Source organism: Pseudomonas migulae NBRC 103157, from assembly GCF_002091715.1.
Taxonomy (GTDB): domain Bacteria; phylum Pseudomonadota; class Gammaproteobacteria; order Pseudomonadales; family Pseudomonadaceae; genus Aquipseudomonas; species Aquipseudomonas migulae_A.
This window is the reverse complement of record NZ_BDAG01000011.1, coordinates 58677-73981: the sequence shown is the minus strand read 5'-3', so window position 1 is coordinate 73981 and position 15305 is coordinate 58677. Positions and strand designations below refer to the sequence as shown.

At 61.5% G+C, this 15305-nt stretch carries 13 protein-coding genes; 8 read left to right on the top strand and 5 right to left on the bottom strand.

Going from position 1 to position 15305, the window contains the following annotated elements; genetic code table 11:
• Nucleotides 1–9: 9 nt before the first annotated feature.
• From PMI01S_RS11000 to PMI01S_RS10990, 3 genes are all read left to right on the top strand, one after another.
• Entirely contained in the window at nucleotides 10–1056 is a 1047-nt protein-coding gene (locus PMI01S_RS11000) for an ABC transporter substrate-binding protein (RefSeq protein ID WP_084319826.1), read from the top strand.
• Between the two features lie 281 nt (nucleotides 1057–1337).
• Nucleotides 1338–2468, top strand: a complete 1131-nt coding sequence (zapE, locus tag PMI01S_RS10995) for a cell division protein ZapE (RefSeq protein WP_084319969.1) — start codon at nucleotides 1338–1340, stop codon at nucleotides 2466–2468.
• A 194-nt stretch (nucleotides 2469–2662) separates the two neighbouring features.
• Entirely contained in the window at nucleotides 2663–3964 is a 1302-nt protein-coding gene (locus PMI01S_RS10990) for a protein kinase (RefSeq protein WP_084319824.1), read from the top strand.
• Nucleotides 3965–4112: 148 nt separating this feature from the next.
• Here PMI01S_RS10990 and PMI01S_RS10985 read toward each other — a convergent pair whose 3' ends face one another.
• Nucleotides 4113–4817 (bottom strand): YebC/PmpR family DNA-binding transcriptional regulator, encoded by a 705-nt coding sequence (locus tag PMI01S_RS10985; RefSeq protein ID WP_084319822.1) that lies wholly within the window; start codon nucleotides 4815–4817, stop codon nucleotides 4113–4115.
• Between the two features lie 225 nt (nucleotides 4818–5042).
• Between PMI01S_RS10985 and PMI01S_RS10980 the strand changes: the two genes are divergently transcribed.
• Nucleotides 5043–6371: a type VI secretion system Vgr family protein gene (locus tag PMI01S_RS10980; protein WP_084319820.1), complete on the top strand. Its 1329-nt coding sequence runs from the start codon at nucleotides 5043–5045 to the stop codon at nucleotides 6369–6371.
• Here PMI01S_RS10980 and PMI01S_RS10975 read toward each other — a convergent pair whose 3' ends face one another.
• Nucleotides 6372–7769, bottom strand: coding sequence for an FAD-dependent oxidoreductase (locus PMI01S_RS10975; RefSeq protein ID WP_174602662.1), 1398 nt, complete (start codon nucleotides 7767–7769; stop codon nucleotides 6372–6374).
• 4 nt (nucleotides 7770–7773) lie between these two features.
• A complete protein-coding gene (locus PMI01S_RS10970) occupies nucleotides 7774–9099 on the bottom strand; it encodes an MFS transporter (RefSeq protein ID WP_084319816.1) in 1326 nt (441 codons plus the stop codon).
• Nucleotides 9100–9367: 268 nt separating this feature from the next.
• Here PMI01S_RS10970 and PMI01S_RS10965 point away from each other — a divergent pair, with 268 nt between their 5' ends.
• Nucleotides 9368–10240, top strand: coding sequence for a LysR family transcriptional regulator (locus tag PMI01S_RS10965; protein ID WP_084319815.1), 873 nt, complete (start codon nucleotides 9368–9370; stop codon nucleotides 10238–10240).
• Nucleotides 10241–10349: 109 nt separating this feature from the next.
• Here PMI01S_RS10965 and PMI01S_RS10960 read toward each other — a convergent pair whose 3' ends face one another.
• Complete coding sequence (locus PMI01S_RS10960; RefSeq protein ID WP_084319813.1) at nucleotides 10350–11213, bottom strand: LysR substrate-binding domain-containing protein; 864 nt, start codon at nucleotides 11211–11213, stop codon at nucleotides 10350–10352.
• A gap of 109 nt (nucleotides 11214–11322) precedes the next feature.
• Here PMI01S_RS10960 and PMI01S_RS10955 point away from each other — a divergent pair, with 109 nt between their 5' ends.
• The 3 genes from PMI01S_RS10955 to PMI01S_RS10945 all read left to right on the top strand — a co-directional run bounded on the left by PMI01S_RS10955 (nucleotide 11323) and on the right by PMI01S_RS10945 (nucleotide 14251).
• Nucleotides 11323–12432: a 2-aminoethylphosphonate--pyruvate transaminase gene (locus tag PMI01S_RS10955; protein ID WP_084319811.1), complete on the top strand. Its 1110-nt coding sequence runs from the start codon at nucleotides 11323–11325 to the stop codon at nucleotides 12430–12432.
• A gap of 181 nt (nucleotides 12433–12613) precedes the next feature.
• The gene (phnX, locus tag PMI01S_RS10950) at nucleotides 12614–13441 is read left to right on the top strand and encodes a phosphonoacetaldehyde hydrolase (RefSeq protein ID WP_084319967.1); all 828 of its coding nucleotides are present in this window, start codon (nucleotides 12614–12616) and stop codon (nucleotides 13439–13441) included.
• 249 nt (nucleotides 13442–13690) lie between these two features.
• Nucleotides 13691–14251: a cytochrome b gene (locus PMI01S_RS10945; protein WP_084319810.1), complete on the top strand. Its 561-nt coding sequence runs from the start codon at nucleotides 13691–13693 to the stop codon at nucleotides 14249–14251.
• 98 nt (nucleotides 14252–14349) lie between these two features.
• Here the strand turns inward: PMI01S_RS10945 and PMI01S_RS10940 are convergent, their stop codons facing one another.
• Nucleotides 14350–15285, bottom strand: a complete 936-nt coding sequence (locus PMI01S_RS10940) for a 1-aminocyclopropane-1-carboxylate deaminase/D-cysteine desulfhydrase (protein WP_084319808.1) — start codon at nucleotides 15283–15285, stop codon at nucleotides 14350–14352.
• Nucleotides 15286–15305: the final 20 nt, after the last annotated feature.

Below are 15305 nucleotides of genomic sequence, written 5' to 3'. Positions count from 1 at the left end.
GTCGCGCCAATGAATAACGTCAAACGCACTGCACTGCTCGGACTTTCGTGCCTGAGCGCCCTGCTCACGGTCACCCAGGCCCAGGCCGAGCCGACGCTTTACCTCGGCATGAACGGCGGGACCATGGAGCGGCTCTACGCCGACAAGGTGCTGCCGGTTTTCGAGAAAGCCTACAACGTCAAGGTGGTGATTGTGCCCGGCACCTCTGCCGATATCCTGGCCAAGGTCCAGGCCAGCAAAGGCAACCCGCAGATGCACGTGATGTTCCTCGACGACGGCATCATGTACCGCGCCATCGCCATGGGCCTGTGCGACAAACTCGAGGACAGCCCGACCCTGGCGCAGATTCCGGCCAAGGGCCGCATCAAGGACCAGGCCGTGGCAGTCAGCCTCGGCGTCACAGGTCTGGCGTACAACACGCGACTGTTCAAGGAAAAAGGCTGGGCTGCGCCGACCTCGTGGATGGACATGGCCGACCCGCGCTTCAAGGACAAGCTGGTGTTTCAGTCGATGGCCTCTTCGACCTTCGGCCTGCACGGTTTCCTGATGTTCAACCGGATTCAGGGCGGCAGCGAAACCGACGTCGAACCGGGGTTCAAGGCCTGGCCGAACACCATCGGGCGCAACGTGCTGGAATACATTCCAAGCTCGGCGAAGATTTCCGAAATGCTCCAGACCGACGAAGCGGCGCTGTTCCCGCTGACACCGACTCAGGTGACGGCCCTGAAACTCAAAGGCATGCCGGTCGAGTACGCACAACCGAAAGAAGGCGCGGTGGTACTCAACGTCGCCGAATGTGCCATCGCCAACAACACCCAACCGGAACTGGCGCAGAAACTCGCCGCGTTTCTGCTGACCCCCGAGGCGCAAGCCGCTGCACTTGAAGATGGCGATCAGATCCCGTCCAACCCGAACACCCCGACCACCGACAAGACGCGCGGTCAGGTCGAGGCGATGAAGCAGTACCTGCAAACGGCTATTGCAATCGACTGGGACCAGGTCAACGAACAGCGCCCGGCGTGGAATGCGCGGTGGAATCGCAGTATCGAGCGGTAGTTCTCCGGTAGAGCAAACGCAACAAAACCCTGTGGGAGCGGCGGTGCGACGATTCGACTCGCTCGCGAAAGCGGTGTGTCAGCCACATCATTACCGACTGACACACCGCCTTCGCGAGCAAGCCCGCTCCCACAGGTTTCGCGTTAACACCCCACCTCCAGCACCACACTGGCCAGTTGCTTCCCGCACTTGTCTACACAACTGGCAGCAAATTTCCGGTATTGGTTACACTACGCCGCCGCAGCTCGGGGAGCCTGCCTGACGATAACGGGGTGATGCCAGTGGCCGTTCGACCGCCTGACCGTTCGCGATTCACACCACGCTGGCCCGCGCTGCGCCGTCTCTTCGGCAAGGTCTCGATCGCCTCCGCCAGTCATTCCGCGACGGGACGCGCCGTCCACGACTACTTTCGCCACAAGGCCCATTCCCAGGGTTACACACTCAGCCATAGCCAACAGCGCGTGATCGACTGCATGGCGCAGCACGCTACAGCGCTGCTTGGCCCGTCGGCGAAACCACTGCCGGGTCTTTACCTGCATGGCGCCGTCGGTCGGGGCAAGAGCTGGTTGCTCGACGGCTTTTTCCAGGCGCTGCCGATCGCGGAAAAACAGCGCCTGCACTTTCATGAATTTTTCGCCCGACTGCACCAGGGCATGTTCAGCCATCGCGACCATCCTGATGCGCTGACGACGACGCTGGACGAACTGCTGAGCGATTGCCGGGTGCTGTGCTTCGACGAGTTTCACGTCCATGACATCGGCGATGCAATGCTCATTGCGCGGCTGTTCAAGGCCCTGTTCCGCCGCGGCATCCTGCTGCTGGTCACGTCGAATTACCCGCCCGAAGGCTTGCTGCCAAACCCGCTCTACCACGCGCGTTTCAAACCGGTGATCGACCTGATCAACGCCCGCATGCAAGTGATGGAAGTCGGCGGCCCTCATGATTACCGCAGCCAGGCGAGAACCCACGCCCAGCAACTGTTTACCCAGGGCCACTATGTATGGCCAGCCACCGTGGCGCAGCGTCAGGCATTGAACCTGCCCGAACCCGACGCGCCAACCATCGCGCTGCCCGTCGGCACCCGGCATCTTCCTGCCCGCTACTGCGAAGGACGAACCATCGGCTTCACCTTCGCCGACCTGTGCGACCACCCCACTGCTGTCATGGATTACCTGGAACTGTGCCGGCGATTCGATCACTGGATCATCGACAAACTGCCCAACCTCGCCGACTGCTCGATCGCCGCACAGCAGCGCTTCATCAATCTGGTGGACGTTTTGTACGACCAGGACAAGCACCTGATCCTGCTGGGCCAGCGGTCGTTAAGCGAGAACCTGGGCGGCGATGCCATTGATCTGGCGCGCACTCGCAGCCGGTTGGGGCAGTTGGTGGAGGTCCGGGAGTCGGTCTGACCACAAGGGTGGCGGCGCGACACCTGCCGCCATCGCGAGCAAGCCCGCTCCCACATTTGACCTGTGTACGCAGGACCAATGTGGGAGCGGGCTTGCTCGCGATTGCGGTCTGACAGTCACCAGAGTTTTCCCGCTATCATGTCGCCCTTTTTCAGGCCCCCGCGCCCTACCCTCGATCAATAGCGAATCTGTTCATGGATACCCTTGCGCAACTGCGCGCCGGCCTGCTGGCTGGCTCCACTCGCCTGGACCTGGCCGCAGGCCTGACGGAGTTCCCACGGGAAATCCTCGACCTGGCGGACTCGCTCGAGGTGCTCAACCTCAGCGGCAACGCCTTGAGCAGCCTGCCGGACGACTTTCACCGCCTGACCCGTTTGCGCGTGTTGTTCTGCGACCGCAACCATTTCAGCGAACTGCCCGCCTGCCTTGGCCAGTGCGCCGCCCTGACCATGCTCGGGTTCAAGTCCAACCGCATCGAAACCATTCCGGGCGCTGCGCTGCCACCGCTGTTGCGCTGGCTGATCCTCACTGACAACCGCATCAGCGAACTGCCTACCGAACTGGGTGAGCGCCCGCACCTGCAAAAACTGATGCTGGCCGGTAACCGTCTGCAGCGCTTGCCCGAGAGCCTGAGCAATTGCCATCGCCTGGAGCTGACCCGCATCGCCGCCAACCAGTTGACCGAACTGCCGGAATGGCTGCTGACCCTGCCAAGCCTGACCTGGCTGGCCTACGCCGGTAATCCGTTGGAAACAGAGGCGGATGCGGCCGCGCTCGAGGCCACGCCGACGATCCCCTGGTCGCAGCTCAGTCTGGAACAACAATTGGGCGAAGGCGCTTCCGGGGTCATTCATCAGGCGTTGTGGAAGCAGGCAACGCCGGTCGCGGTCAAACTCTACAAGGGCGAAATGACCAGCGATGGCTCGCCGCTGCACGAAATGAATGCCTGCATGACCGCCGGCCTTCACCCTAACCTGATCCGGGTCGAAGGACGGATCATCGAGCACCCGCAGGCGCAGGCCGGGCTGGTCATGGAGCTGATCGAACCGAGTTATCGCAACCTCGCCGGGTTGCCGAGCCTGGCGTCCTGCAGCCGTGATGTCTACGCCAGCGACACCCGTTTCAGCGCTGGCGTGGCCTTGCGAATTGCCTGTGGCATCGCGTCGGTGGCCGAGCATCTGCACCGTCAGGGCATCACCCACGGCGACCTCTATGGCCACAACATTCTGTGGAACGAGCACGGTGATTGCCTGTTGGGGGACTTTGGCGCAGCGTCTTTCCACTCGACGCAGGACAGCCTTGAAAGCCGCGCATTGCAACGGATCGAGGTGCGTGCGTTTGGCGTTCTATTGGGGGAATTGCTGGAGCGGATCGACTCGGGGTTGAGCGATGAGGGGCGTGTGTATCTGGAGGATTTGCAGCAGCGCTGCTGTCAGCCGGATGTGCTGGCGCGGCCGGGGTTCAGCGAGATTGTGCGGGAGTTGGACAGCCGGTGACCGCTGCGCGGTCATTCGCGAGCAAGCCCGCTCCCACAGGGATTCTATGTCGGTCACACGTTATGCGTACGACACAAAACCAATGTGGGAGCGGGCTTGCTCGCGAAGACGGTCAGTCAATCGACAGAACCGTCAATGACACAATGATTTAACCCGCCAACCCGACAAACATGTCCTGCACATCATCGTGGTTATCGAGGCCTTCAAGGAAGGCTTCAACCTCAGCCATCTGCTCGTCGCTCAGGCCGCTGACCGGGTTCTTCGGCTTGTAACCCAGCTTCGCCGACAACACGGTGAAACCCTGCTCAGGCAAGGCTTTCTGTACCGAATCCAGGTCGGTCGCTTCGGTGATGAACAGCGTGGCGCCGTCCTCGGCCGGTTCGAAATCCTGTGCGCCCGCTTCGATAGCGGCCATTTCCGGATCGGCATCCGGGCTGTCCGGAGACGCCTCGATCATGCCCACATGGTCGAAGTCCCAGGCAACGGAACCGGACGCACCCAATTGGCCCTTGCGGAACGCGACGCGGATTTCCGCGACGGTGCGGTTGATGTTGTCGGTCACGCATTCAACGATCAGCGGCACCTGGTGCGGCGCGAACCCTTCGTAGGTCACGCGATGGTATTGCACGGTTTCGCCGAGCTGGCCGGAGCCTTTCTTGATCGCACGTTCCAGGGTTTCGCGGGGCATCGAAGCCTTTTTCGCCTGTTCGACCACCAGACGCAGGTGTGCGTTGGTGGCGGTATCGGCACCGTTGCGCGCAGCGATGGTGATTTCTTTCACCAGTTTGCCGAAGATCTTGCCCTTGGCATTGGCTGCCGCTTCTTTGTGTTTAACCTTCCACTGTGCGCCCATTACTCACTCTCACTCTCTTATCTGTGGCGCCGAGACATCTATTGGCCGACGCTTTGTGCAAGTTTATACGGCCTAAAGTTGGCAATCGACCAAAAAATCCATCCTGTCGAATCGACATCTTCACCGCGAGTTGTAGGGCGATTCTGAAACGTCGCTTTGCGGTGACCATAAGGAGCCACGGTTTCGTACCCTCTGCGCCCGTACTCCCTGGCAGAAGCGCGCTCGATGCACAACGACAAGGAAAGTCCCTTCACCCTGACCCTGCTGAACGGCAATTTGAGTTTGCAGGTGGTGCAGTTCAATGGCCTTGAAGCCCTCAACCAGCCTTACCGATTCGACATCGAGGTGATCAGCCTGGCGCCGGCCATGAGCCTGGATCGCCTGCTGCAACAACCGGTGTTCCTCAGCCTGGCGCAAGGCCGGGGCGTTCACGGCATCATCCACTGCGCCACCCGCGAACATCGCGACCTGCACCGGGTCGGCTACAGGCTGGCGTTGGTGCCCTGGCTGCAAAACCTCGATCGACAGCGTTCACGCCGAGTGTTTCATCAGCTCGATGTGCCCACCATCCTGCGCCGGTTGCTCGAAGAAAACGGGCTGCCAGAAGACAGCTACCGCTTTGAACTGCCGAACGGGCGCTATCCCGCCAAGCCGCTGTGCATTCAGTTTGATGAAACGGACCTGACTTTTCTGCAACGACTCTGCGAAGAAGAAGGCATTCACTATCACTTCGAACATCAGCGCGACGGCCATGTGCTGGTGCTGGCGGACGACAGCCTCAGTTTCCCTCAAGAACCGCTGCTCATGCCGTTTCACGGCGATGAGGCTGCTGCCGTAAACGGGCCGGTGATCAATGAGTTGTTCCAGCGCCACACCTCGCCCCCACTCACCACGCGCCCTTCCCCACAACCGCTCGAGCGCGACCAGCTCAGCCGCCGGACACTGGAACGCCTGCGCTGCCGCCATGGGCAAATGCAGGGTCAAAGCAATCAGAGCGCATTGCACAGCGGACGCATCGTACAAGTGTCGGAACATCCGCTACCGAATTTCAACGATCAATGGCTACTGACCGAAATCCGACATCAGGGTCGGCAGCCGTCGATTCTCGAGCGCAACGTAACCGACGGGGTGCAGCGTTACAGCAATCAGTTCACCGCCATTCCATGGTCAACGGTATTCCGGCCCGCACTCGCACAGGCCAGACCCAACATTCCGGGTTTTCAGTCGGCCCGGGTGCTGGGCCCGCTCGGCCAGCCTGCAGAGCTGGATGAGCAAGGCCGGATAAAAGTCAGGTTATGGCCAACCCCGCAGACCGAGGAGGACGAGTCCAGCGGATTCTGGCTGCCGGTGGTCGTCGTTGCCCCGGATGGCCGGATCGATCCGTCCAGGCTGCCGGTCGCCGGAACCGACGTGCTCATCAGTTTTCTCGACAGCGATCCGGACCGCCCCGTGTTGTACGCCACCGCGAGCAGCCCGCCAGCGCCTCACCCCGCGCCGCAACCCAAGGGCGATGACCGCCTGCTGTTTGACTGGCTGGTGAACCGGAAAACCTGATCAGCCTTTGTCTGCCTTGCCGGCCGCCGCCGCGAATTTCGCCAGACGGACATCCAGATGCCGTGGTCGGCGCCCGTGATCCTCGGCGCGCTCCTTGCGGCGGATGGCGTTGCGCACCATCAGCGAGCCCAGGTAACGAATCGGCTCCGGCGGAAAGAAGCCCAAAGGACCGTTGACCAGCGGCGAACGGGTCCAGGCGTTGTCCAGCCCCTGGACCATCGAAGCGAGAATCTGCCCGCCCATATGGCACGGTCCGACGCCGCTGCCGGAATAACCGAACCCGTAAAATACATTACCGTGGGCACTCATCTGGCCGAAGAACGGCAGCCCCGTGACCGAGCGATCCGACGGACCGTTCCAGGTAGCCTCGACCTTGACCTCGGCAAACGCCGGAAAGAACTCGCCCAGGCTGTGCTTCAACAAACCGGCATAGGGCGACGGCTGATCGAACACCGGCAGCATCCGCCCACCGTAGGCGAACGTGTTGCCGCCCTTGCCGAGCATGATCCGGCCGTCCGGGGTGTTGTGGTAGTAGTGCACGAAAATTCGCGAATCGAGCACCGTGACGCCGCTGGTCAAGCCGATTTCGTCGAGCAGATCCGGCCGTGGTTCGGTGATCAGCATGTCGCTGGAGACAATCGCCACACTGCGTTCGAACTGAGGAAATGCGCGGGCCATCCACGCGTTCATCGCCAATACGACCCGATCTGCGCGGACAGTGCCGTTGGGGGTGTGAATGCCCGCGGGCTTGCCCTCCTCCAGTCCGGTCATCGCCGTGTTTTCATAAATCCTCACACCCGACTGCAACGCAACCCGGCGCAGACCGCGCACGAGTTTGCCTGGCTGCACGCTCGCAGCGGCCGGTGAAAACCAGCCTTCCAGGTGTTTGCTTGAGCCGGCCATGCGTTGTACATCCGCGACCGGCCGTTGAGTGAAAGAGTTGATACCCTTGCGTTCGAGCGCCGCGATCACCGCGTCGGTCGAACCGCATTGCGCACGGTTGGTCGCGGTGTAGAGCGTGCCGTCGAGGCGGTAATCGGCGTCCACGCCGTACTGTTCGCAGAAGGTGCCGATCGCGTAGATGCTGCGCTCGGACTCCTTGACCAGACGCACCGCCTCTTCGACGCCGAACAACCTTTCCAGGGTGAAATACTTGGCCGACCACGACAGTGCACAACCGCCATTGCGGCCACTGGCGCCGGCCCCGCAGATGTCCGCCTCGATCAGCAACACGTCCAGTTCAGGGTTCTGCTCCTTGAGCATGATCGAGGTCCACAACCCGGTGTAGCCACCACCGACGATGCACACATCGGCGCGGGTGTCGCCCACCAAGGGTTCGCACGGCGCGCACGACTCGGCCGCCAGCGCCTGTTCCAGCCAGAAAGGTCTCATCGGTATTTCCTCAGGTACGCAGGGGTTTGACGCTCATCGGCCGGTTAGGCACGAATGCACTCTCGGCCCGCAGGCTAGCCGGACGGCTGTTCCAATAGGGGATCAGCACCAGCGCTGAAAACAGCGCGCAGCCGGCGAAGATAATGAACACGGTGACCGAGTCGAAGTAGCCCGGCAGCAAGCCGCCGAGAATCGCCCCGACCGAGCCGCAACCGTTGACGAAGCCCGCCGACGTTGCGCCGGCCTTGGCAGTGCCGAAATCGATGGCCGCTGCGCCGCTGATCATCGAATCCGGCCCGTACAGGGTCAGGCCCATGACGAACAACAACGCCACCACCAGCATCACACTGCCGGTGTGCAAGGCGCCCATGAACAGCGCCAGGGAAACGGTCAGCGCGAGCAAACTGATCACACAGGCCGGCATGCGCCGGGCGCCGAACAATTTGTCCGAGGCCAGCCCCAGCAGGATCGGCCCAAGCAGCCCGGCCAGTTCGAACGCTGTCGGGATAATCGCCGCACCGACTTTACCCACCGTCGGCATCTGCTCGAAAACGATGACCGGGCCCCACAGCAAAATCGCGTAGCGCGCCGGTTTCAGCAGGAAATACGCGAGCCCGAGAATCAGCACCGTGCGGTTGCGCAGGATTTCCTTCAGCGGTTCCAGCACGCTGATCTTGCTTTGAGCGTACGCCTCATCGGCGGTCAGCTCGGGCTCAGGCTCCACCGCTGACAAGCCGACGTCTTCGGGTTTGTTGCGTTGAAAAATAAAAAACAGCACGGCGACCAGCCCAACCACCGCCGCACTGGAAATGAACGCCGCATGCCAGCTGCCGATGAGCGTGTACGCCCACCAACCGGCAAACGGCGAAGCCACGAGCCCGCCAAAGGCATAGCAGGAACTCCATAAACCGAGCACCCGCCCGCGCTGTTCGGCGGGGAAGAAACTGCCGATGTTCTTGCACAACCCCGACCATCCGGTGGACTGGGCCAGGCCTTGTATCAGCATGCACGTGGCGAAAATCGGTAACGTGGCAAAGCTGCCCATCACCAGCGCCGCGGCGGCGGAAATGAGCAACCCGCCAAGTACCACGACCCGAGGGCCAAAGCGGTCGGCAAGGATGCCCCAGGTGAATTGTCCGAGGGCGTAAGCAGCGAGGTAGATGGCATCGAGGTTGGCCATGGCCATTTTGTCGAGGGTGAACGTGGGGTCTTCGGCGATCCCCAGTTTGGCCACGGAAAACGCTTTGCGGGTGAAGTAGAAAGCGGCATAAGCGAGCCAGGTGATCGCGAAGATCTGCACGCGCCAACGCTTGATGGTGCCGATGTGCTTGTTCATTGTGGTTCTGACCTCAGGGTGTGAGTGTGCCGGCAGAAATTGAGAAATAACGCCTGTCTTTTTATTGTTGAGCACTGCGATATCGCTGCGTCCCTGAGGCGATACCGGTCAGATGAGTCCTGCAGTTGCACGCACAGGCTCATGGTCACGGAGGCTGTTCGACTGACCAGTCACCGCGACTGAGGCCGATAAAAACAATTACTGATTAATAAGTGAAATCGATTTATCGTATTTCCAATATAAGCTCAGCTTGTTACTGGAGGTTTCGATGTCGGTTTCCCACGCCCAGCTCAAAGCCTTCCACGCCGTGGCTGTACACGGAAGCTTCACCAAAGCCGGCGAGCGGCTTTTCCTCACGCAACCGGCGATTTCCGATCAGGTGCGCAAACTTGAGGAACGCTTCGGTGTTTTGCTGTTCCACCGCAACAAACGTTCGGTGCGCCTGACCGATCTGGGCGAACGCTTGCTCGGCATCACCCAGCGGCTGTTTGTCATTGAGGCCGAGGCGCAGGAGCTGCTGCAGGACTCCCAGGCGTTGCAGACCGGCAGCCTGATTCTGGCGGTGGATGCGCCGGTGCATGTGCTGCCGCAGATCGCGCGGTTCTGCGAGCGCTACCCCGGCATCAGCGTGAAAATCGAAACCGGCAACACCGATGAATCGCTGTTTCGGCTCTTCAACTATCAGGCTGACCTGGCGTTGCTCGGGCGTGAGGTCAGCGATGAACGATTGATCTCGGTAGCGCTGCGTAACGACCCGATGGTGGCGTTTGTTTCGCGCAATCATCCGTGGGCCGACCGCGAGTCGATCTGCCTCGCGGACCTCGACGACACGCCGCTGGTGCTGCGGGAAATCGGCTCGGTGACGCGCCAGACGCTGGAGGAGGAAATGGCCGGCGCCGGTTTCCGGATTCGCCCGGCGATTCAGGTTGAAGGTCGGGAAGCGGCGCGTGAGGCGGTGGTCGTGGGGATCGGGGTGGGCGTGGTCTCGGCCGCGGAGTTCGGCGCGGATTCGCGGGTGTGTGCATTGCCGATTACCGATTGCACACGGCGGCTGACGGAGACGCTGGTGTGCTTGCGCGAGCAGAGTTCGCGGCGAGTGGTGGCGACGTTTCTGGAGATGGTGCGCGAGAGTCTTGTGTAGGCAGGTCCGGCCCCTTCGCGAGCAAGCCCGCTCCCACATTTTGACCGAGTCGTTCCAGGCGACTCGGTCAAAATGTGTGCGGGCTTGCTCGCGAAGGCCGCACCTCGGTCTATCGGCCGGGCGCCAACTCGAAAAACGCCTGAATCAAACGCAAATCACGCCGCCGCTCCATGCACCCGATCATGTGTCGATTCACCAATCCCTCACCAATAATCGGCACTGCCGCCACCCGTGGGTCATGGCTGACTTCCACCGATGACACCACCCCCACCCCCAACTCTGCCGCGACGGCCTCGGTCACCGCCTCACGACTGTCCAGTTCCAGCAACACCCGCGGATTGACCTTTGCCTGAGCACACGCCTCATCAAACGTGCGTCGGGTAATCGAACTCGGTTCGCGCAACACCATGATCACCTGATCCAGCTCCTTGAGCGGCACCCCCTTCGAACGGTGCGCCCAAGGATGACTATCCGGCACCAGCGCACAAATCCGCGACTCGCTCAGTGCCTGCAAATGCAGACCCTTGCGCGGCTCGACCTCGGTCAGCACCGCCACGTCGGCATGCTCCGACAACAACGCCGCGAGGGTTTCCTGGGCATTGCCCAGGCGCAGGTTCACGGTGATCCCCGGATACCGCGCCCGCAGGCTGGCCAGCATCGGCATGACCATGTGCGGCCCGTCCGCCGCCACCTCCAGACGCCCGGTGAGCAACTGCCGATTGGCCTCCAGCATCACTTGCGCTTCTTCGGCCAGACCGAACATCGCTCGTGTGATCGCGGCGAGTTTGGTGCCCTCCTCCGTCAGCTCTACCCGTCGTGCCGTTCTCCGCAGCAAGGTGATCTGGTAGTGCTCCTCCAACGCCTTGATGTGCCCGGTGACCGCCGGCTGGCTGATGAACAGCCGCGCGGCGGCACGGGTGAAGCTGCCCTCGCGGGCCACCGCATCGAACGCGCGGAGCTGGAACAGGTTCATGAATAACCTTCACTGATGACTGGCATAACAACAAACAATTTGATTGATAGCACGGCAAATTGCAATTTAGGCCCCGTAGCTTCATCCCATCGATTGCGAGGACACGAGAATGAGTACTGCCGAACCCATCCTGCTCACCCCCGGCCCGTTGACTACTTCGGCCCGCACCCGCCAGGCGATGATGGTCGACTGGGGTTCATGGGATGACCGCTTCAATCAACTGACCGCCAGCCTTTGCGAGCAATTGCTGGCGATCATCAACGGCGGCGACAGTCACCACTGCGTGCCCCTGCAAGGCAGCGGCACCTTCGCGGTCGAAGCGGCAATCGGCACGCTGGTGCCTCGCGACGGCAAAGTCCTGGTGCTGATCAACGGCGCCTACGGCAAACGCCTGGCGAAGATCTGCGAAGTGCTCGGCCGTTCCTTCAGCACGTTTGAAACCGCCGAAGACGAGCCGACCACCGCCGCCGACGTCGACCGTCTGCTGCGGGCCGACGCCAGCATCACCCACGTTGCGCTGATTCACTGCGAAACCAGCACCGGCATCCTCAACCCGCTACCGGAAATCGCCCAGGTCATTGCGCAACACGGCAAACGCCTGATCATCGATGCCATGAGTTCTTTCGGCGCGCTGCCGGTGGATGCGCAACAAGTGCCGTTCGACGCGCTGATTGCGGCCTCGGGCAAATGCCTGGAAGGCGTACCGGGGATGGGTTTCGTCTTCGCTCGCAAAGAATCGCTGGCGAACGCCGCGGGTAATTCGCACTCCCTGGCGATGGACCTTTTTGACCAGCACACCTACATGGCCAAGACCGGTCAGTGGCGCTTCACCCCGCCGACCCACGTAGTCGCGGCGCTGCACGAAGCCCTGCTGCAATACAACGAAGAAGGCGGTTTGCCGGCGCGGCATCAGCGCTACGCCGACAACTGCAAAGTGTTGCTCGATGACATGGCCAAACTGGGTTTGCGCAGCTTCCTGCCCGCCGCGATCCAGGCGCCGATCATCGTCACTTTCCACGCACCGAAAGACCCGCGCTACCAGTTCAAGGCGTTCTACGAACGCGTCAAGGCCAAGGGTTTCATCCTCTACCCCGGCAAATTGACCCAGGTCGAAACCTTCCGCGTCGGCTGCATCGGCCACGTCAACCAGGCCGAGATGCACGCGGCCGTGGCGGCGATTGCCGAAGTGCTGCGCGAGATGGAAGTGTTAGAGATCTAAACCACACCGGTTTCCCCTGTGGGAGCGGCGGTGCGACGATTTGACTTGCTCGCGAATGCGGACTGACATTCAACATAAATGTCGCTCGCTGCACCGCCTTCGCGAGCAAGTCGAATCGTCGCACCGCCGCTCCCACCAAAAGCAGCTCCTCATTAATCAGTTGCCACAGGACTTGATCACCATGAACTACACAAACCCAACCAAACTCCAGGCCGCCATCCTCGACTGGGCCGGCACCGTAGTCGACTTCGGCTCGTTCGCCCCTACGCAGATTTTTGTCGAGGCCTTCGCCGAATTCGACGTCCAGGTGTCCATCGAAGAAGCCCGTGGCCCGATGGGCATGGGCAAGTGGAATCACATCCGCACCCTGTGCGATCAGCCGGCCGTCGCCGAACGTTATCGCAAGGCCTTCGGTCGCACGCCGACCGACGATGACGTCACCGCCATTTATCAGCGTTTCATGCCACTGCAGATCGAGAAAATCGCCGAGCATTCGGCGCTGATTCCCGGCGCGCTGGACACCATCGCCAACCTGCGTGCACAAGGAATCAAAATCGGCTCCTGCTCCGGCTACCCGAAACAGGTCATGGACAAAGTGGTCGAACTGGCGGCCACCAACGGCTACGTCGCCGACCATGTGGTCGCCACAGACGAAGTGCCCAACGGCCGCCCATGGCCGGCTCAGGCGCTGGCCAACGTCATCGCCCTGGGCATCGACGATGTCGCCGCGTGTGTGAAGATCGACGACACCGTGCCGGGCATTCTCGAAGGCCGGCGCGCCGGTATGTGGACCGTGGCGCTGATCTGCTCGGGCAACGCACTGGGCCTGGACTATGAAGGTTATCGCGCCCTCGGCAGCGATCAACTGGCCAGCGAGCGCAAGCGCATCCACGCATTATTCGAAGGCTCGCGCCCGCACTACATGATCGACACCATCACCGATTTGCCGGAAGTGATCGCCGACATCAACCAGCGTCTGGCCAAGGGTGAAATGCCGCAGACCTGCTGATCCCCCGCCTCCCCCTGCAGGAGCCGGCTTGCTGGCGATAGCGGTGGGTCAGCCCACATAAAGGTTGCTGACACACCGCTATCGCCAGCAAGCCGGCTCCTACAAGGGGAATTGTGTTTTTTGCTCAATCACCTGACTTAGAGCATTGAACCGCCAATGGCTTGAGGCAAACCTTGCGAAACAGGCTTACAGTTTAAGCACACCGTCGACCAAGAACGGTGGCTCGACCCGACCTGTGAGGAACGCCGAATGCCCTGGAAAAACTCCGATTCACGCTACAGCACCGTGTCGATCACGCTGCACTGGTTGATGCTGGTCCTACTGGCGCTGGTGTACGCCTGCATCGAATTTCGCGGGATCTTCCCAAAGGGCAGTGGCGGCCGAACGCTGATCACCGAGTCGCACTTCATGCTGGGGCTCACGGTATTCGTGCTGGTCTGGTTCCGGTTGTTCGCCCGCAGCCTTGGTCCGGCGCCGCAAATATTCCCCGCCTCACCGCACTGGCAAACCACCCTCGCCAGGTTGATGCACTGGGCGCTCTACATTTTCATGATCGCGATGCCGATCCTGGGTTGGCTGGTCACCAGCGCCAAGGGTCATCAGGTGATGTTCTATGGCTTTGATCTGCCGCTGCTGATCTCGGAGGACAAGGCGTTGGCCAAGCAGATCGAAGGCTGGCATGAGCTCGGCGGCACCATCGGTTACTGGCTGATCGGCCTGCATGCCGTGGCGGGGATTTATCATCACTATGTGGTGGGCGATAACACCTTGTTGCGGATGATGCCCAAGCGCGTCAGCCGCAATTCCTGAAACACCGGCCTCCCCTGTAGGAGCCGGCTTGCTGGCGATTCAGACGCCGCGGTCTGTCAGTTGGACCGCGTCATCGTTCATCGCCAGCAAGCCGGCTCCTACAAGGGGACGAGGGGCGATAAAAATCCTCGAAGGCCCTGCAAGCCCCCTGTGTGGACGAAGATCAGGCGCGCGCCCTTCGCGAACCGACCGCCTTCGACCTGATGCTTGAGCGCCAGCAGCGCCTTGCCGGTGTACAGCGGCTCAAGGGGAATGCCGCCGGCCTGTTCGGTTTGCTCGATGAACGCCAGCAACAAGGGATCGACCTTGGCGAAACCGCCGCGACTGGCGCTGATCAGTTCATACGCCGTGTTCTGCAATCCCGCCTCCCGCACAATCGATTCAACCTGCTGCGCCACGCCATGATCGTCGGGTACCGCCAACGCACCATAGACCGGACGCTGCCCCGCTTCGGCCAGCACCAGGCCGGCCAGCGTGGTGCCGGTTCCACAGGCCAGCCACCAGCCGTCGAAACCGCTCCACCCCAGCCCCTTCAGTTGCTCGCTGACCATTGTTTTCAACGGCATGCAGCCCTTTGCGCCGGGTAATCCGCCGCCACCTTCGGGCACCGGAAGCAGATCGGGATACTGCGCCCGCCAGGGTTCCCAAAAACCCGCTTCGTGCCGCGCGCGATAGCCGCCATAACCCAGCCAGTGCAACTGCATGCCAAAGGTCTGCAAGTCGTTCACTGTCGGCGTGTCTTGCGGATGACCGCGCAGCAAACCCACCGTTTTGAACCCGAAGCGTTTGCCGGCGGCCGCCAGTGCATGCAGATGATTGGAGTGAGCACCGCCCAGGCTGATGATGCCTTTGGCACCGGCAAGGTCAGCGGCTTTGAGGTGTTCGATGAGCTTGAACCATTTGTTGCCACTGATCAGCGGGTCGATCTGGTCGAGGCGCAGGATGGCGACTTCGATGCCGGCGCTTTTGAGCCAGTCGAGATTAACGAGGTTGAGGGGGGCTTCGGGGAGCCAGTCGGAAGGAGGAAAAAGCATTGGCGCCTGATTGAGCTCAT